Genomic DNA, 17,254 nt, shown 5'->3' with positions numbered 1-17,254 from the left:
AGAAGCTAGAAGGGTGAGTCCCCGCAGCCGCTCCTCCGGGGACCCTGCCCGGGACGGACCGCACCCCCCGGACGAGGTCTCGGCGATTTTCGATGGCATGCTCCAGCACGCCCGCGAACTGCTCGCCGTGCGCAGCCCCTTGGACGCCGAACTCATCGTCAGCGAAATCCTCGGTTCGTGGTGGGGACAACGCGTACCGGGCGGCGACGTCGAGGAGGTCATCGGCGAGGCCCTGGTCGGCTATGCCGGATCGGCGGGGACACCGGCGGCGCTGGCACTGCTCACAGGGATCGCCTACATGGGCACCCCACGGCAGGCGGCCAAGGCGGAACGCGCGGCCCTGCAACTGATGGCCGACGGCGTCGCCAGGCCTGGGTGGGCCGACCACGTGGGCATGGTCGAACCCGAGGCGTGCTTCGTGTCGAGGGACGTCTACGGCGACCAGGACTCCATCGTCTGCACCTACACCTACGGCGGGGCGGAACGGCACGCCCTCGTCATCCTGGTCGATCGCAACAAGGCCGGGGCCGTGCAGCCGTCCGGGGGCCTGTTCGCACCTGCCGTGCGCACCGGAAAGCCGTCGACGAGCGGAATGGTCCGGGACGCGTGGGTCTCCTCCCGGGTCGACAAGCTCCTCGACCACTGCCGCCGCGAAGGCCGCAACAACCCCCTGATGCGATTCGAGGAACTCGACCCACGCGACACCAAGGCGTTGCTGCAGAGCGCTCTCGACCTCACCGACGACATCGATCACCCGCCGGTGAACGAGAACTTCGGTACCTACCACGCGTTCGTCCGCGCGCGCGTGGACATCCTTCCGCCGGGTGGACGTCTGCCCCAGCCGCCGGTCTACGGACGCGACAGGCGCGCGACGATCGCGGCCCGCTTCCTCGCTTCGGACGAGGCGGAGGAGCTGTCGGACCTCTCCGCCGCGAGCCGGTGCATCGACCGCATCATCGACTACGGCTGCGCACACGACTTCGGACGGCCGCTGCGGGTCAGCCCGGTCAAGTGCGAGATGTTCCTCCTCGACTGGCTGCCGCGGAAGGTACTGCTCTCCCCGTCGGAACAGGAGGCCGTCCCCCACGTCCTGGCCGCGTGGGTGCGGTGGGCCGGGAAGCGCACGGGGCTGCCCGAGGAAGGCATCAGGGCGACACTGGACGCCCTCTGGGACGCCACCGGGAAATTCGCCGAGGCGTACCGGGATCCGTCCGCATTCGGCCTCGACCGCGAGCTGGTCGACCGGCTGCTGCCCGACGGCGACCTGGAGGCCCTCCCCCGCCGCGCGTTCGCCCTGCCGTTCCTGTCCGGCACGCACAGGCGCTCTGGACGGCACGGCTACATCGACCTGTCCAAACTGGACCCGGCCGACCCCGAGGACCGCCGCGTCATCCTGGAGTTCGAGCATCCCGGCAGTGGCGAAGACCACCTCGACGCGCACGAACGCGTGACCGAGAAGCTGTGGCGGGGCGAGCCTCCGCAACTGTGGGACACGGCCCAATCGCTGCTGGACGTCGGCTACGAACGCCACGAGATCCTGCACAGGCTCATCGACGTCCTCGACCGTTCCGGGCACGATCCGGAAGCGCTCCGCGAGGCCCTGAGTGTGCTTCGTCACGAACCCCCACCCGAGTGAACTCCCGGTTTGCGCCCGGCGCTCCCGGCGACAATCATCGGTTCCCGGGCATGGTCTCGCGGGGGCCGGGCCGGCCCCCGGTCGTAGGGAGTGATCTTGTTGGAGTGGTCCGAGTTCGCCCGGCGGCTGGGACGTGAGCTGGCGGGTCTCGAACGGGACACGATCCTCATCGTGCGCGAGCGCGATGAGAGCCGTCACTACGTCCAGGCGATGCGCGAGCCCGACCGGCTCTACGCCGAGGCCGTCAGCAACAACTTCCTCGAAGGGCCCCTGCTGCTCACGCTGGCCGACGAGGAGGTCATGAGCGACGCGGGCTGGCGTCCGCCCGCCGAGCCTGCCCCGCGCAACTGGTGGACGGAACTGCCCGAGGCGGGCATGCCCGGCGGGATGCTCACCGTGACCGACGCCGACTACTCGCGGCTGGCCGACGTGATGGTCACGGCACTGCGGGACGTCCAAGGCGTCCGGCGCCCGTCCGATCTGGTGTACGAGTCGTTCCACCGGCATGGGACCGGCCTCATCGAACTCCTCGACTTCGGGATCGATGTGGCCGACCCGTCGCGCGTGAACAAGCGCCGCGCATCGTCCGGCGGCAACCTCCCGGAGGGCCTCCCACCTGGCCTCCCGGAGGGTCTCCCACCTGGCCTCCCGGAGGGCTTCCCAGAGGCGAACCCCTTGCCGGCCGGTCCTCCTCCGGTTGAGAACCCGATGCCGCTGCAATCGCAGGGGGTCCCCGGGGTGGACGCCGAACTCCTCGAACCGCGCCTGGCGGAGGCCAAGGCGAACGGCGACAACACGACCTACTTCAGGCTGCTGGCGAACGCTGACCTGGTCCTGCCCGCCACCGCATCCGCCGTGGAGGACCCCGACCGCGCCGAGTTCCCCACCATCACGATCGGGAGCGGCACCTACGTCACGGTGTTCACCTCGCCCGGTGCCCTGGCGCGCACCGGTGACCGGCATCCGGGCCTGTACCGGCGCACCTCGTTCGCGCGGCTGGCCGCCGGCTGGCCCGACCCCATGTGGCGGCTTGCCATCAACTGGGGCCTGCCGAGCGAAGTCCTCCTGGACTCGTCGGTCATCGGCCGTCTGCACGGTGAACAGGACGCCAGTGGCGTGGACGTGCCCCCTGCCGCCGGGCAGGACGTGCCCAACCCGTACGGAACGGTCGACCCCAACGCGCTCTCTGGGCCGAACCCGGTCGCCGGGGGCTCGACCCCCGTCGCGAACGGTTCCGTCCCAGGCGTGGACGGTCCGCACGACGATTCCCACACCGCGATCGACCCCTACACGACGGCCGACCTGCGCGCGGCACTCGACGCCGGCATCCCTCCGCCGCAGACCCCGGAACCGGAACCCGCCGCTGCGCTCCCCCTGGCCGCCCCACCCGACGGGGAGGCCGCCGAAGCCGCCGCTTCGGAACGGCGCCCCGCCGGCGTCCCGCTGCGGCCGCCGCACGGAACCCGCCTCTGGCGTTCGGCAGGCGAGGGGGACCGGACGCCCGTCGCGATCTACGACGCCATCGGCGGAGTCTGGGCGCAGGTACGGGCCGACGCCGTACCGGCTCCCTGGACCGAGTGACGCACCGTTCGGCTACCGTCGAGTACGGAATCCCCGCCCCGTGGACGTGAAAGTGGATCCGAGTGGACTGGAACGACTTCGCCAAACGGCTGACACTGGAGCTTTCACGGCTGCCGATCACGTCGTTCCTCATCGTGCAGGGGCCGAGCGGTCTCCCCTACGTGCAGGCGATGAGGTCCGAGGGGGTGCTCGACGCCGAGGCCGTCGGCAGCGCGTTCCTGCCCCGTCCGCTGGCCCCGCGCCAGGAGCGCAGGCTCAGGGCGCTCGGCTGGGAACCGCCGGACGAGGAGGAGCGCAAGAACTGGTGGGACCGGCACACGTTCCGTGAGCGCGGTGGCCGTGCGTCCGCCGAGCTCCTGGAGGCGTCCGCTCTGCTCGCCGGGCAGATGATGGGCGCGTTCCGCGACGTCTACCGCGTCGAGTCCCCGCTGGAGCTCGTCTACCAGGCGAGCAAGTCCGGGGCTGAGGGCGGGCCGCTGGCGCTGCCAGGGCTCGGCATCCCGCTGGCCGTGCCCGAGAACCAGGGCCGTTCCGCGTCGTCCTCCGCGCGCCGTGCGCGGCCGTCGGGCTCCAGCCTGGAGATGGCCCTCACCGAGGCCCGCGAACTCGGGGATCAGCACGGATACCTGGAGCTTCTCGCGCGCGCTGTCCTGTACCTTCCATCGCCGGGCGACCCCGGGGCGGCCGAGTACCAGTTCGCCACCGCGCAGTTCGGCGAGGGCACGTTCGTCCTCGCGTTCACCTCGCCCGAGGCGATGGACCGCTCCCTCCAGGGGCAGGCGGTCCATCACCGGCAGGCGTCGCTGGCGGAGCTGTCCCGGCACTGGCCTCACCCGGAGTGGCAGCTCGCAGTGAATCCCGGTCTTCCGAGCGCGTGCTACCTGGACGCCAACGCGCTCCTGGAACCCGAGGAGCCCAGGACCGCCGCCACCCCCACGCCTCCGGTTCCGACGGACGTCCATGTGGCCGGCCCGTCGACGCGCACCCGGTCCCGCCGGCGCGCGGCGGCCGATCGCCGGCGGGCCGCCACGTCGCCGCAGAGACCCGAACCGCGCCGGCCCCGACCGGAGACACCCTCCGAGGCTCCCGCGCCCGCAGCGGCGGCCACAGCCCCGCCCGTGTCCCGGCCGCCGGCTCCGCAGCCGCCGCAGCCGACGGCACCGCAGCCGACGGCACCGACCCCGGCTCCGGCTCCAGCGCCCGCTCCGGCTCCGGCACCCGCTCCGGCTCCGGCTCCGGCTCCGGCTCCGCGGGAGCCGGCTCCCACTCAGCCTCAGCCGAGCCCCGCGATGGGCGCCCCGCCGCACGGGCAGCGTCCCTCCGCTCCACCGCGAGAGCGCCGTCCGGAGACTCCGGCTCCCAGGGCGACCCCGGTCGACCCCCGTGGGCTGCCCGTCCACGAGCCCGCCGGACGCCCGAATCCATCCCGCGAAACGCCGAGCGACCCACACGGCCTTCCGGTGGCGCCCCTCTACGGCCAACGCGAGCGAAAGGGCAAGGGTGCTCGCGGCGTCGCCCGCGAAACGCCGGCCCAAGCCCGGAGCGCACCGTCGCAGCAAGCGCCTGCGGACGACGCCTCCCAGGTCGTGGTCATGCAGAAGGTCGTACGGCCCGAGCATGTGCAGCACTACCTGGAGGGCGGATACGACCTGGTCGCCGGTTACGTCCACCGGCTACAGGACGTGCGGGAGATAACGTCGCCCGCGGCGCTGATCCGGGCGCTGGGACTGGTCTACGAAGGGTCGCCCTTCACGTATGCGGACGAGCAGATCTTCATGCTCCGCTGGCCGGCGGTGAAGCCCGCTCTGTTCCGGCGCCCGCTGGGCGGCATCGACGAGTGGAGCATGGGCATCATTCCGGGCGGCTGGGTGATCGAGAAGGCGCCGTTCCCCGGGTCGGGGTACACGCCAGGGGACGGGCCCGCCATCCCGGAGTTCAAGGTCGACAGCCAGCGGCTGCCGCACGGCGCCGAGATGTACCGGCTCGACGCGCACGGTGCCGAGACACTCGCGGCCGGCTACGACGCGGATCTGCGCAGGTGGCTCGTGAAACTGCCGGGAGGACGCGGATGAGCGTCCGGCACGGCTTCTACGCGGCCTGGCATGGCGCCGAGTACGAGGCGAGCCCGGACGGCGACAGTGTCCGGCTCTACGCCGCGCGGCACGCCGACGGGTTCCGCCAGATCGCACCTGAGCGCTACGTCCAGGTGGTGCCTCTGGCGGACGTCGACCACCTCCACTACGTGACGACGCACTGCACGTGGCGTGGCGAGCCGTTCGTTGTGCTCGGCGAACACGAGGGCTGGCTGCGGGTGGAGTACAGCGGCGGCAAGGCCCCAGTGGCGGAAGGGCTCGGGCTGGAGCTCTTCGACCGCGGCGTGTACCAGGCGTGGGCGTCCCGGCACGAGGTCGAGGACGTGCACGAGGAGACCGTCTGAGGCACGGGGATCGGTGGTAGGTCTTGGGCATGGCGGTCATCGACATCAACGCCGACCTCGGCGAGGGGTTCGGCATCTGGGAGCTGGGCGACGACCTGGCGCTGCTCGACGTCATCACGAGCGCGAACGTGGCGTGCGGCTTCCACGCGGGCGACCCGCTCATCATGCGCCGGGTGTGTGCGGCGGCCGTCGAGCGCGGGGTGACCATAGGCGCTCAGGTGTCGTACCGGGATCTGGCCGGGTTCGGCCGCCGCGAGATGGACGTCGCCGCACCCGAACTGACCGCCGAGGTCCTCTACCAGCTTGCGGCACTGGACGGCATCGCGCGCGCGGAAGGCGGACGCGTGTCCTACGTCAAACCGCATGGGGCGCTCTACAACAGAGTCACGCGTGACTCTGCCCAGGCCCGCTCGGTGGCGGACGCGGTACGGGCGTACAACCCGTCGCTGCCCTTGCTGACCCTGCCCACGTCCGCGGTGCACGAGGTCGCCGATGGGCTCACCGTGGTCGCCGAGTGTTTCGCCGACCGTGCCTACACGCCGGCGGGCGCGCTCGTGTCCCGTCGGGAACCGGGGGCGGTCGTCCACGACCAGGAAGCCGTCGTCCAGCGCGCGGTACGGATGGCGGTCGACGGCACTGTCGTCGCCGTGGACGGCAGTGAGGTCGCTTTGCAGGCTCGTTCCATCTGCGTGCACGGCGACACCCCCGGTGCGGTGGCTCTGGCCCGCTCCGTCCGGTCGGCCCTGTCGCACGCCGGGGTCGCGCTGGAGCCGTTCGCGTGAGAGTGCTGCGGGCCGGTGACGCGGCCTTGCTCGTGGAGACCGGCGACCTAGCGACCGCGCACCGGCTGAACGCGGCCCTACGGGACACGCCCCTGCCGGGGGTAGTGGACGTCGTTCCCGGGGAGCAGACCGTCCTGGTGGTCGCCGATGCCTCGGCCGACCTGGATCGCCTGGCCGCACGCCTGCCGCGGCTGCCGCTGCCCGGCGACGCGGAGGGCGATGCCGACCCGGTCGAGATTCCCGTCGTCTACGACGGTGCGGATCTGGACGAGGTCGCCGACCTCACCGGGCTGTCCCGCGACGAGCTCGTCCGCAGGCATTCGGCGGCCTCGTACACGGTCGCCTACCTGGGCTTCTCCCCCGGCTTCGGCTACCTGTCGGGGCTGGACCCGGCGCTGCACGTGGCCCGGCGCGAGTCCCCCAGGACGGCCGTTCCGGCCGGTTCGGTCGCGATCGCCGGACCGTACGCGGCCGTGTACCCGTCCCGGTCGCCGGGCGGCTGGCGGCTTCTCGGGCACAGCGGACTCCGCCTGTGGGACGTGTCGCGGGATCCGCCGTCCCTGCTCCGGCCGGGTACGCGCGTCCGGTTCGTCGCGAAGGAGCGTCCTTGATCGAGGTCGTGCGGCCCGGGCCGCTGGCGACCGTCCAGGATCTCGGCAGGCCCGGCCGTGCCCACCTCGGCGTCCCACGGTCCGGGGCCGCCGACGAGCGCGCGTTCAGGCTCGCCAACCGGCTCGTGGGCAATCCCGAGGACGCGGCTGGTGTGGAACTCACCTTCGGTGGGGCGGCATTGCGTTTCCATGGCCGCGCCTGGATCGCGGTCACCGGCGCTCCGGTTCCGCTGCGCATCGACGGCCGCGCCTACGGGACGCATGCGCCCTGTCATGTGGCGGCCGGTGCAGAAGTCGATTTCGGCACGCCCTCGTCCGGGCTGCGCAGCTATCTCGCCGTGCGAGGCGGTGTCGTGGTCGATGCGGTCCTGGGGAGCCGCTCGACCGATCTCCTGTCCGGTCTGGGCCCGGCACCGCTTTCGCCGGGTGTCCGTCTGCCCATCGGCTCTTCCGAGGGCCTTGCGGACATCAGTGTGGACCTCGCGCCTGCGCCGGCCATTCCGGAGACGCCGATCCTCCGCATCCTGCCCGGTCCCCGTGACGACTGGTTCACCGACGACGCCATGGCCACGCTCACGTCCACGCCGTACGAAGTGTCGCCGGACAGCAACCGCGTGGGCGTGCGGCTGGACGGGCCTCCCCTCGTACGCGCGCGCGACGGCGAACTGGGCAGCGAGGGCATGGTCACGGGTTCCCTGCAGGTGCCGCCCAGCGGGCTGCCCATCATCTTCCTGGCCGACCATCCGACCACGGGCGGGTATCCGGTCGTCGCGGTGCTCGCCTCCGCTTCGGTGGCCGAAGCCGCGCAACTGCGTCCCGGGCAGCGGCTCCGGTTCCGCTCCTAGGTCAGCGGCGCGGGGACGGACCAGTCCAGGTGCGAGACGTCGTTGAACCCGCGGATCGACGACAGGTCGCCTAGCCGCACCAGCCGGGAGATCGATCCGTTGTCGGCGGCAAGGAACGCGAACGGCCTGGAGCCGGTCGTGGCGGCGAGCGCCTGCGCGATCACGCCGCCATGGGTGAACACCGCGATCCGGCCGCCCGCGTGCGCCGCCGCCAGCCGTGTGAGGCTCTCCTCGACGCGTCCGGCGAATACCTCGCCGGACTCCGCTCCCGGGATGACGTCCCAGCGTTCCTCGACGAACATCCGCTGCGCGACCGGATCGTTCTCGGCGACCATCTTGCGGAACAATCCGCCTTCCCAGTCGCCGAGATGGACCTCGCGCAGACCTGCCTCTACATGAGGCTCCAATCCGAGACGCCCGGCCAGGGGTGCCGCCGTCTCCGATGTCCGGCGCAGAGGCGTCACGTAGATCGCGTCGAGCTTCTCTTCGGCAAGGCGCTCACCTATCCGCTCCGCCTGCTCGCGTCCCTCTGGCGCGAGTTCGGGGTCGCCTTGGCCGTCCACGAGCGGGAAGGGCCGGTCGGGACGGGCCGGCGCAGACGCGCCGTGCCGGATCAGAAGCACCTCGGTGGCGCCGTCGGGTGTCTCGTACCGTGCCTGCCGGTACTCGGTCGGCTCGTCGCGCTCATCCACGCTGGCACCCTAGACGACCCGTTTCGCAGGTCGGGTGTGGAGGTGGGTCAGGCCAGCCGCTGGGCCAGCTCGTTGAAGGCGTCCCGGACGTCGTCGGTGAGGAGGAGCGTCAGGTCCGCGGCGGTCGCCGCGGAGCCGAGCCGGGCCGCTCGAAGCGCACGGCGCGCGCACGCCTTCTCGTACATGGAGCGTGCGAAGCGCCCGTTGCCCAGCTCGTCGATCCGGCCCGTCCCGCATGCGCGCTGGAACACGAGGGCGAGGTCGTCAAGGGCGCTCTCCTCCCATCGGTCACCGCCCTGTTCGGCGATGAGCTGCGCGATGCGGAGCAGTTCGTCAGGCCCGTAGGACGGAAAGTCCACGCGCACGTCGAAGCGGGAGGCGAGCCCGGGGTTGGACGACAGGAAGCGGCCCATGTCTGCCTCGTAACCGGCCAGGATGACGACAAGGCGGTCGCGATCGTCCTCGGCACGCTTGAGCAGTGTCTGCACCGCCTCCGCGCCGAACGCGTCGCCGCCGGAGTAGCCCGGGTTACTGAGCGCGTACGCCTCGTCCACGAACAGGACCCCGCCCAGGGCGGAGTCGATGATTTTGTTGGTCTTCAGTGCCGTCGCACCGAGGTGCTCACCGACGAGATCGGCACGCTGGGCCTCGACCACCTCCGGGCGGGCGAGGAGGCCGAACGCCGCGAAGATGCGGCCGAGAACGCGCGCGACGGTGGTCTTGCCCGTCCCGGGCGGTCCCGTGAAGACGAAATGACGTGTAGGCGGGCGGGTGACCAACCCCTGCTCCTGTCGCATCCTGGCCACCTGGAGCTGGGCGGCGATCTCCCTGACCTGCCGCTTCACGGGCTCCAGGCCGATCATCGCGTCGAGGGAGCCGAGCGCCTCGTCCAGCGTGGGCGTCTCCGCGTAGCCGCGGAACCGCTCGGTGACCTCGGCGAAGGCGGTCTCGACGTCCTCGGCCCGCACGGTGACGAGGTCGTCGGCCGTGGGCCTGGCCGGTTCCCCCGACGAGGAGACGGCTTCGACAACGCGCACGTCCCGCGCGCGCGCCGCCGCCTCGGTCAGCGACCGGACGAACCTTCCATTGCCCAGGTCGTCGATGATGCCGCGCCGTTCGACCTCCTCGAAGCGGGTGGAAAGCCGTCCGCGGGCCTCCGCATCGAGCCGGTCTTCGCGGAGACCCGTGTGGTAGTCGGCGATCTGCAGCAACTCTGAGGGACGGTACGACGGGAAATGCACGCGGGTGCCGAACCGTGAGGCCAGCCCAGGGTTGGAGTCGAGGAACTCGGCCATCTGCGCGTCGTACCCCGCAAGGATGATGACCAGGTTGTCGCGGTCGTCCTCGGCGCGCTTGAGCATGGTCTGGACCGCCTCATCCCCGAACCGGTCGGGTTGCCCTTCGGCGGAGTTGACCAGGCTGTACGCCTCGTCGATGAACAGGACCCCGCCAAGGGCGGAGTCGACGAGACGGTTGGTCTTGATGGCCGTGGCACCGAGGAACTCACCGACGAGGTCGGCGCGATGCGCCTCGACCAGAGCCGGCTCCGGCAGCAGCCCGAATGCGTAGAAGATTTTGGCCAGGACGCGGGCGACGGTGGTCTTGCCCGTCCCGGACGGCCCGACGAAGACGAAGTGGCGCATGGGCTTCTCGGTCGGCACCCCCGCGGCGGCGCGCATGTGCGCGGCCTCGATGGACGCGGCGATGGAGCGGACCTGGCGCTTGACCGGCTCCAGCCCGATCATGTTCTCCAGTTCCGCGAGCGCGTCCGCGACGGAGATGTCGGGCGACTCCTCCGTCCGGCGCTCCGGCGGCGCCTTCGCTTCGGGCACGGCCGCGGCATCGGCGGCCTGCGCGGCGGCACGCTGGTCGTGCGCCGCCTGCGCCCCCGCCCCGCTGCCCTCACCGGAATTGCGCTGTTCGGGCCTGCCCGGCTTGTCCGGCCGTTCGCGCGGCCCTGCCATGCCGTCCCCTTTCGGGCTCTCCTGCTCCTGAACCCAGCCCGTCTCGTAGGCCTCTGCGGGGACCGTGCGCCTGGCCCGGTCCCAGCGGTAGGCGACGACGCCCAAGGCCGCCGCCCAAGCGGGCGCCACGCTCGCTTCCGGCAGCGGATTGACGAACGCCGCCGTCACCACCCCTGCGGCGGCCAGCGCAAGGAGGGTCGTCCGCCACGGCGCGTACCCGCGCAGGCGGAAGGCGACGAACGCGACGGGCAGAGCCAGCGCTCCGAGAAGCAGAGTCGGACTCAGATAGGGAGGCTTTCCGTCGTCCGGGTAGAGCCTCCCCAGCGGCACCGACAGTGCCAGCCACGACAGGATGACCGCGACCACGGCCATCCCCGTGGGCGAGCGCAGCGTCAGGTGGACGACGACCAGCAGGATCACCGTGAACGCGGCCGCGCCCAGGATCGGCCCGTCCAGGACGACCGTCGCGGCGAGAACGAGCGCCGCGACCAGTAGCGCCCCCAGGAACCTCACCCCGGGGGTGACCTGGAAGTAGCGCCATCTCAGGCGCTCGAAAAGATCCCGCGCAGCGGCGTCCTTCGCCGGGCGGGAGCGGGACCTGCCGAACAAAGCCATCAAGAGCGAGTAAAGCGCAGGACCGCCCGGAACGGGACTCCCCGCGCCCGGTTCGTTGGCTTCCACCAATCCGGCCCGGCGCGGACCGGAGCACAGATCAGTCCACGCACCAGGACATTTGTCCCGCCCAGACGTGGATGTTCTGCTCTGCAGCCACCTCCGGCCGTATTCGTAACGTCTTCGTCATGGAAGTCAAGACGACGGAAATGGCAGGGGCGGCGGTCTTGGCCGGCGTGACCAAGAGTTACGGGACCGTGCGAGCGGTGAACGGTCTCGACCTTAGGCTCGACCAAGGGAAGTCCGTGGCGCTGCTGGGACCGAACGGTGCCGGCAAGTCGACGACGATCGCGATGCTGTTGGCACTACTGGCGCCCGACTCCGGCACGGTCGAGGTCCTCGGTACGTCTCCAGAGCGAGCCGTACGGGACGGCCGGATCGGAGCGATGCCGCAGAGCGGGCGGCTGATCAGTGGCGTGACCGTCCGCGAACTGCTCGCCTTTGTCCGCCGCTCCTACGCGGCCAAGGCACGCGCACGAGCGAAAGCCGTCCCTCCCCTGGACGAGCTGATGCGGGCCACGCGCGTCACCGACCTGGCACGCCGCAGGGCAGACCAGTTGTCGGGCGGGCAGGCGCAACGCGTCAGATTCGCCATAGCCATTGCGGGCGCACCCGAACTCCTCGTGCTCGACGAGCCGACCACCGGGCTCGACATCGAGGCAAGACGCGAACTGTGGGCGAGCGTTCGCGCTTACGCCGCGCAAGGAGGGACCGTGCTCTTTTCAACGCACTACCTGGACGAGGCCGACGCCCACGCGGACCGGATTGTCGTCATCGACCGCGGCCGTGTCATCGCAGACGGCACCAGCGACGACATCAAGCAGCGCGTACCCGGACGGACGGTCAGCTTCGACCTCGACGGCTCCATGGGGACGCTGGACGGCCTCCCCGGTGTGGTCAGCAGTGAGGTCCGGGGCAACCGCGCCAAGCTGCACACCACCGACTCGGACGCGACTGTGCTGGCGCTGGCCGGTGCCGGGGCCGTCCGCAACCTGGAGGTGACGGGCGCCGGCCTGGAAGAGGCGTTCCTCACCTTGACCGGATCACAGGAGGACGCGCGATGATCGTGCATTACATCCGGCTGGAAATGCTTCGGTTGCTGCGCGACCCGGGCTACCTGGTGCTGAGCCTGGTGTCGCCTCTGACGATGTATCTGGTCTTCACCAATCTCGACCTGACAGGAGAGTCCGGGCATCAGGGGGCGGCGGCCTACGCGATGGTCGGCATGGCCGGGTTCGGCGCGGTCGGTGCAGTGATGGGCAATGGCGTGGCCATCGCCGAGGACAAGCCGCTCGGCTGGATACGCCAGTTGCGTCTGCTTCCCCTGCGCCCGTTCGAGGTGGTCGTGGGCAGGACATTGACCGCCATGGTCGGCACCGTCCCGCCGATCGTCTCGGTCTGCCTGGCGGGCGCCCTGGTCAATGACGTGTCGCTCAGCGCCGCCCAATGGGCGTCGGTACTCGTACTGCTCTTCGTGGGCATCGCGCCGATGGCCGTGCTCGGCATCGGCGTCGGCTACCTGCTCACGGGGCAGCAAGCGCAGATGGCAGGTCTGGTCTGCTACATGGGCCTGTCCTTGCTCGGCGGCCTGTGGGTGCCAATCGCCAAGTTCCCCGGCTGGCTGGAGCACGTGGCGACCGCCACGCCCATCAATCGGTACGGAGAGCTTTCCTGGCGCGTCACTGACGGCAACGCCCCGACGGTGACCGGGGTGCTGGTCCTTGCAGGATGGGCGGCCGTTTTCGCGGCGTTCGCCGTGTACGGCTATCGCTGCTCGTCCCGGACGGTATGAACCTCCGGCCCCGTAGCGTGTCCCCGTGAACGAGGAGAATGACAGGTGAACCCTTGGAAGGGCTCCCCGCAACGGCGTGTTCCCGACCTGGACCTGGAGCAGGTGGACCGCAATGGTCCCGGTGGCCAAGCGTTCGTGTTCTGGCTCATCGTTCTTGTATGGCCGGTGTGGGACATGGCCAAGGGGCACAACCATCCCCTGTGGCTCGCCGCCTTGGCATTGGCCGCGTTCGCGTTCCTGCATCTCGCCGTCGTCCGTACCTCGTTCGACGGTCGCTTCCCGATGCGAGTGCCGGTTCTGCTGCTCGTCGCTCAGACGGGTGTCGCGTCCGCCGCCGCACTGGGGTTCCAGGGACGCTGGTTCACCTTGTTCCCGCTCCTCGGGCTCGCCACCGGCGTCGTCGTGGGACACATGCCCCGCAGGGCCAAGGGCCCGGAACTGCACATGCTCATCGGGATCGGCACCGTCTCATGCCTGAGCGTCCTGGTCGGCTGGGTGGGTGGGGAGGACAACGGCGCCCTGGCGGCCAACTGGTACGGGACCGTGACGGCGGGAATCGTCACCGCGGTCATCCTGCGCCTGTTCACCGTCATCGGGTTGCTTCGCGACGCCCGGGAGGAACTCGCCGAGGCGGCCGTGGCGAGCGAACGGCTCCGATTCTCCCGGGACCTGCACGACCTGCTCGGCCACACGCTGTCCCTCATGGTGGTCAAGGCACAGGCCGTCCGTCGCATCGCCGAACGCGACCCTGCGGTGGCCGCGGAACAGGCCGCCGACATCGAGACCGTGGGCCGGCAGGCCCTGGACGAGGTGCGCCAGGCCGTCAGCGGCTATCGCGGCCGCGGGCTCGCCGACGAACTGGACGCGGCACGGGTCGCGCTGTCGGACTCCGGGGTGGACGTCATCGTCCGGCGCACGGGCCCGCCACTGCCGCCCCAGCAGGACGCTCTCCTCGGCTGGGCCGTACGTGAGGGAGTCACCAACGTCATCAGGCACAGTGGCGCCGCGCGTTGCGAAATCACGGTCCGGATAGACGAGGATGATGCCGTCCTAGAGGTGAAGGACGACGGCACGGGAAAGGGCGGGATCGGTGGGGCCGGCGGACACGGTCTGCGCGGCCTGTCGGAGCGGATGGAGGCGGTCTCCGGCACGGTCCAGGCGGGGTCCGCACCGGAGGGCGGCTTCCTGCTCAGCGTCACCGTCCCCGTCGCGTCGGCCCTGGGCGCCGGTGGAAAATGAGGCCCGTGATCAAAGTTCTGCTCGCCGAGGACCAGGGCATGATGCGGGGCGCGCTCGCACTGCTGCTCGGCCTGGAGGACGACATCGAGGTCGTCGCACAGGTCGGCGACGGTGCGCAGGTACTGCCCGAGGCACTGCGGACGACCCCTGACATCGCCGTGCTCGACATCGAGATGCCCGGCCGCAGCGGCCTGGACGTGACCGCCGACCTGCGCCGGGAACTGCCCGCCTGCAAGGTCCTGATCGTCACCACGTTCGGGCGGCCCGGATACCTGCGCCGCGCCATGGAGGCGGGCGCACGCGGGTTCCTGGTCAAGGACGGGCCCATCGAGGACCTTGTCGCCGCCCTGCGGCGGGTGCTGGCCGGTGAACAGGTCGTCGACCCGGCCCTGGCCACGGCGGCACTGTCGGTGGGCCCGAACCCGCTGACCGACCGGGAACGGGACGTGCTGACCGCCGCGGCCGACGGATCGACCATCGCCGACATCGCCGGGCGGCTGCACCTCTCGGAGAGCACGGTCCGCAACTACCTGTCCGCCGCCATCGGCAAGACGGGCGCGCGCAACCGCATCGAAGCGGTGGGCACGGCACGCCAGAACGGCTGGCTCTGACCGGCAGCCTCCGCGCGTGCAGGGAGCCGCGCCTCTACGATCGGTGCCGCGGGCCGTTCCCTGTCCTGAGGAGACCCATTGACCGACTCCACCAGTGCCCTGCCTGGCCTGGTCCCCGCTTCTGCTGCCGCCAAGGGCGTCTCCCGTGCCGCGGACTACGAGATCGAGCATGAATTGCGCGCCGCACCGTCCGGACGTGGCGGCACCGTCGCGATCGCCGGGGTGGACGAGGTCGGACGCGGCGCCTGGGCGGGACCTGTCGTGGTGTGCGCCGCGGTCACCGATCTGAGTCCGCCTCCTGCGCTGCCCGGACGCGGCAACAAGACGATCGCGCTGACCGACTCCAAACTCCTCGCCGAGGCGCATCGCGAGTCGTTCGCCGAGCTTCTCCCCGGCTGGCTCACGGGCCACGCCATCGGCGCGGCTGGACCCGGCGAGATCGACGAAGTGGGGATGACCGAGGCACTGCGGCGCGCCGCAGTCCGCGCGTTGGAGTCGCTGCCTGAGCGGCCCGACGTGGTCATCCTCGACGGCAAGCACGATTTCCTCAGCCGGCCCTGGCGGGTTCGGTGCGAGGTCAAGGCGGACCAGCGGTCGGTCACGGTCGCGGCCGCGTCCGTCTTGGCGAAGGTCCACCGCGACCGCCTCATGGCCGAACTGGACGGCGAGTTCCCCGGCTACGGGTTCGCGGACAGTGCGGGATACCCGTCCCCCGTCCATCAGAAGGCGTTGGAGGAGCACGGCCCGACGCCGCACCACAGGCTGTCGTGGTCGTATATGGACGACCTCCCACGCTGGCGGCACCTGAAGAAGCACCGCGACCCGCTCGCCGGTGAAGGCCAACTCAGCCTTCTGTGACCCTGCCTCGCGCGCGTGCATGAGTCATCTCCCTCCGCTCGGGTAGGCGGCGCAACAGGAGGTAGATGCCATGGATGCCGTCGTGAAGAAGCTGCTGCACGAGTCCGGCGAAACGTTCGCCGAAGAGGCTGGAATACCGCTGAAGGACCAGCCGGCAGCGCTGTTCAAGCTCCTCGTCCTGGCCAACCTGCTCAGTGCCCGTATCTCCTCTGAGATCGCACTGGCCGCCGCCCGGGAGCTCTTCGAGGCCGGAGGCGGCACCGCACGCGGTATGAGCAAACTGACGTGGCAGCAACGCGTCGACGCGCTCGGACGCGGCCACTACGTCCGCTACGACGAGAGCACCGCGTCCCGCCTGGGGGACACGGCGGAGATCGCCCAGGACAGGTACCAGGGCGACCTGCGGCGTCTCGCCATCGAGGCGGAGCGCGACCCAAAGAAGGCGTCGGAACTGCTGCAGGAGTTCCCTGGCATCGGGCCTACCGGCGTGGACATCTTCTGCCGCGAGGCACAGGCCATCTGGCCGTGGCTTCGCCCCTACGTCGACGACCAGGTGAAGAAGGGCGCCGAGCGGCTCGGCCTTCCCACCGACGCGGGCGAGCTCGCCTCCAAGGTTCCGGACAAGGACCTTGCCAGGCTGACGGCGGCGCTGGTCAGGGTGGCCCGCGACAAGAAGCTCGCGGACCACGTGAAGGCCGCGTAAGCGGGCCCGGGACGATCGGCAGGGTCAGCCAACGTTCCGGGCCCGTTGCAGCACTCTGGGCGTTTCGGCTACGCGGCCGAACGCTCAGTCCTTGCCGCGCGAGGCGACCCACTCCAGGTTCCACGCGTACGCCTGGTCGACCGTCATCTTCCCCCAGCGCGGACGGCCGGGCGGCGGAAGAACGAAGCGGCCCTCACGGTGCACGACCAATTCGCCGTTCACGTTCTCGATGAGCGCCAGAACCGCGTCACGGGAGGCGTCGACACAGTCGTTCATGCGCATGTCGATCGGTGGCGCGCCCACCGGGAAAAGCGTGGCGATCGCGTCCAGGCCACGGAAATCCTCCGCGCCGTCATAGATCTCGGCGAACACGAGGATCCGCCTGAACTGCGCCATGTGGTCGAGGTTGATGTGGAGGTTCTCCCCCGCCTCGATGGCCCCGGTGCGGTCGTCCTTGTCGAGCTTGATGAACGGTGGACGGTCCAGCGCTCCCATGTCACCGAGCGCATGGATGATGCCCTTTCGGCCGTCCTGCAGCTCCCAAAGGCAGCACAGGTCCAGGTCGAGGTCGACACCGCGGCGACGCTTTCCGAGTCGTCCCTTGGCGACGCCCTCACGCGCGGTCCAGTTGAGGTTGACGCGCATGTGGCCGGAGGTCGCGCCGTGCTTGGTGAGCGACACCGACGGAGCGTTCTTCGTCAGGGAGATCGCGCCACCCTGCTGCTGCGGTTGCGGCTGGGGAGGGGCGGCTTGAGGAGGAGGCGGCGGCGTGTACTGGCCGCCAGGCGGAGGCGGAACGTACTGCCCGCCGGGCGGAGGCGGGGGCGGAGG

General features: G+C 70.7%; 16 protein-coding genes. 13 read left to right on the top strand and 3 right to left on the bottom strand.

Annotated features, from left to right (window positions below; all coding sequences use genetic code 11):
- Positions 1–97: 97 nt before the first annotated feature.
- The 7 genes from E1293_RS12355 to E1293_RS12320 all read left to right on the top strand — a co-directional run bounded on the left by E1293_RS12355 (position 98) and on the right by E1293_RS12320 (position 7,892).
- Positions 98–1,636, top strand: a complete 1,539-nt coding sequence (locus E1293_RS12355; RefSeq protein WP_165978179.1) for a hypothetical protein — start codon at positions 98–100, stop codon at positions 1,634–1,636.
- Between the two features lie 96 nt (positions 1,637–1,732).
- Positions 1,733–3,217: an SseB family protein gene (locus E1293_RS12350; protein WP_243716184.1), complete on the top strand. Its 1,485-nt coding sequence runs from the start codon at positions 1,733–1,735 to the stop codon at positions 3,215–3,217.
- A 62-nt stretch (positions 3,218–3,279) separates the two neighbouring features.
- A complete protein-coding gene (locus tag E1293_RS12340) occupies positions 3,280–5,289 on the top strand; it encodes an SseB family protein (protein ID WP_132197114.1) in 2,010 nt (669 codons plus the stop codon).
- Positions 5,286–5,654, top strand: a complete 369-nt coding sequence (locus tag E1293_RS12335) for a hypothetical protein (RefSeq protein ID WP_132197112.1) — start codon at positions 5,286–5,288, stop codon at positions 5,652–5,654. The genes E1293_RS12340 and E1293_RS12335 overlap by 4 nt, the downstream gene beginning before the upstream one ends.
- Before the next feature lie 29 nt (positions 5,655–5,683).
- Complete coding sequence (locus E1293_RS12330) at positions 5,684–6,436, top strand: LamB/YcsF family protein (protein ID WP_132197110.1); 753 nt, start codon at positions 5,684–5,686, stop codon at positions 6,434–6,436.
- Positions 6,433–7,047 (top strand): 5-oxoprolinase subunit PxpB, encoded by a 615-nt coding sequence (pxpB, locus tag E1293_RS12325; protein ID WP_132197108.1) that lies wholly within the window; start codon positions 6,433–6,435, stop codon positions 7,045–7,047. The genes E1293_RS12330 and pxpB overlap by 4 nt, the downstream gene beginning before the upstream one ends.
- Positions 7,044–7,892 (top strand): 5-oxoprolinase subunit C family protein, encoded by an 849-nt coding sequence (locus tag E1293_RS12320; RefSeq protein ID WP_132197106.1) that lies wholly within the window; start codon positions 7,044–7,046, stop codon positions 7,890–7,892. The genes pxpB and E1293_RS12320 overlap by 4 nt, the downstream gene beginning before the upstream one ends.
- Here the strand turns inward: E1293_RS12320 and E1293_RS12315 are convergent.
- Together E1293_RS12315 and E1293_RS12310 are read right to left on the bottom strand one after the other, a co-directional pair.
- Complete coding sequence (locus E1293_RS12315; protein ID WP_132197104.1) at positions 7,889–8,584, bottom strand: histidine phosphatase family protein; 696 nt, start codon at positions 8,582–8,584, stop codon at positions 7,889–7,891. The genes E1293_RS12320 and E1293_RS12315 overlap by 4 nt on opposite strands.
- Before the next feature lie 47 nt (positions 8,585–8,631).
- The gene (locus E1293_RS12310; protein ID WP_132197102.1) at positions 8,632–11,163 is read right to left on the bottom strand and encodes an AAA family ATPase; all 2,532 of its coding nucleotides are present in this window, start codon (positions 11,161–11,163) and stop codon (positions 8,632–8,634) included.
- Between the two features lie 185 nt (positions 11,164–11,348).
- Here E1293_RS12310 and E1293_RS12305 point away from each other — a divergent pair, with 185 nt between their 5' ends.
- The 6 genes from E1293_RS12305 (at position 11,349) to E1293_RS12280 (ending at position 16,423) form a co-directional block, all read left to right on the top strand.
- Positions 11,349–12,284, top strand: a complete 936-nt coding sequence (locus E1293_RS12305) for an ABC transporter ATP-binding protein (protein ID WP_243716183.1) — start codon at positions 11,349–11,351, stop codon at positions 12,282–12,284.
- The gene (locus tag E1293_RS12300) at positions 12,281–13,012 is read left to right on the top strand and encodes an ABC transporter permease (RefSeq protein WP_132197100.1); all 732 of its coding nucleotides are present in this window, start codon (positions 12,281–12,283) and stop codon (positions 13,010–13,012) included. Before E1293_RS12305 ends, E1293_RS12300 begins: the two co-directional genes overlap by 4 nt.
- A gap of 45 nt (positions 13,013–13,057) precedes the next feature.
- The gene (locus tag E1293_RS12295; protein WP_132197098.1) at positions 13,058–14,251 is read left to right on the top strand and encodes a sensor histidine kinase; all 1,194 of its coding nucleotides are present in this window, start codon (positions 13,058–13,060) and stop codon (positions 14,249–14,251) included.
- A 5-nt stretch (positions 14,252–14,256) separates the two neighbouring features.
- Positions 14,257–14,862: a response regulator transcription factor gene (locus E1293_RS12290; RefSeq protein ID WP_132197096.1), complete on the top strand. Its 606-nt coding sequence runs from the start codon at positions 14,257–14,259 to the stop codon at positions 14,860–14,862.
- A gap of 108 nt (positions 14,863–14,970) precedes the next feature.
- Positions 14,971–15,720, top strand: a complete 750-nt coding sequence (locus tag E1293_RS12285; RefSeq protein WP_424923623.1) for a ribonuclease HII — start codon at positions 14,971–14,973, stop codon at positions 15,718–15,720.
- 70 nt (positions 15,721–15,790) lie between these two features.
- On the top strand, positions 15,791–16,423 hold the full coding sequence (locus E1293_RS12280) for an HhH-GDP family DNA glycosylase (RefSeq protein ID WP_132197094.1): 633 nt from the start codon (positions 15,791–15,793) through the stop codon (positions 16,421–16,423).
- 84 nt (positions 16,424–16,507) lie between these two features.
- Here the strand turns inward: E1293_RS12280 and E1293_RS12275 are convergent, their stop codons facing one another.
- Entirely contained in the window at positions 16,508–17,068 is a 561-nt protein-coding gene (locus E1293_RS12275) for a hypothetical protein (protein WP_207938804.1), read from the bottom strand.
- Positions 17,069–17,254 lie beyond the last annotated feature (186 nt).

This window comes from Actinomadura darangshiensis, from assembly GCF_004349235.1.
Classification (GTDB): Bacteria; Actinomycetota; Actinomycetes; order Streptosporangiales; family Streptosporangiaceae; genus Spirillospora; species Spirillospora darangshiensis.
The sequence above is the reverse complement of the archived record's forward strand: the minus strand, read 5'-3'. Positions and strand labels throughout refer to the sequence as shown.

Bases quoted from the DNA above. Each gene is read 5' to 3' on its own strand.
- E1293_RS12355 (WP_165978179.1), top strand. From the start codon at position 98: ATGCTCCAGCACGCCCGCGAACTGCTCGCCGTGCGCAGCCCCTTGGAC.
- E1293_RS12335 (WP_132197112.1), top strand. From the start codon at position 5,286: ATGAGCGTCCGGCACGGCTTCTACGCGGCCTGGCATGGCGCCGAGTAC.
- E1293_RS12330 (WP_132197110.1), top strand. From the start codon at position 5,684: ATGGCGGTCATCGACATCAACGCCGACCTCGGCGAGGGGTTCGGCATC.
- E1293_RS12310 (WP_132197102.1), bottom strand. From the start codon at position 11,163: ATGGCTTTGTTCGGCAGGTCCCGCTCCCGCCCGGCGAAGGACGCCGCT.
- E1293_RS12305 (WP_243716183.1), top strand. From the start codon at position 11,349: ATGGAAGTCAAGACGACGGAAATGGCAGGGGCGGCGGTCTTGGCCGGC.
- E1293_RS12300 (WP_132197100.1), top strand. From the start codon at position 12,281: ATGATCGTGCATTACATCCGGCTGGAAATGCTTCGGTTGCTGCGCGAC.
- E1293_RS12280 (WP_132197094.1), top strand. From the start codon at position 15,791: ATGGATGCCGTCGTGAAGAAGCTGCTGCACGAGTCCGGCGAAACGTTC.
- E1293_RS12275 (WP_207938804.1), bottom strand. From the start codon at position 17,068: ATGCGCGTCAACCTCAACTGGACCGCGCGTGAGGGCGTCGCCAAGGGA.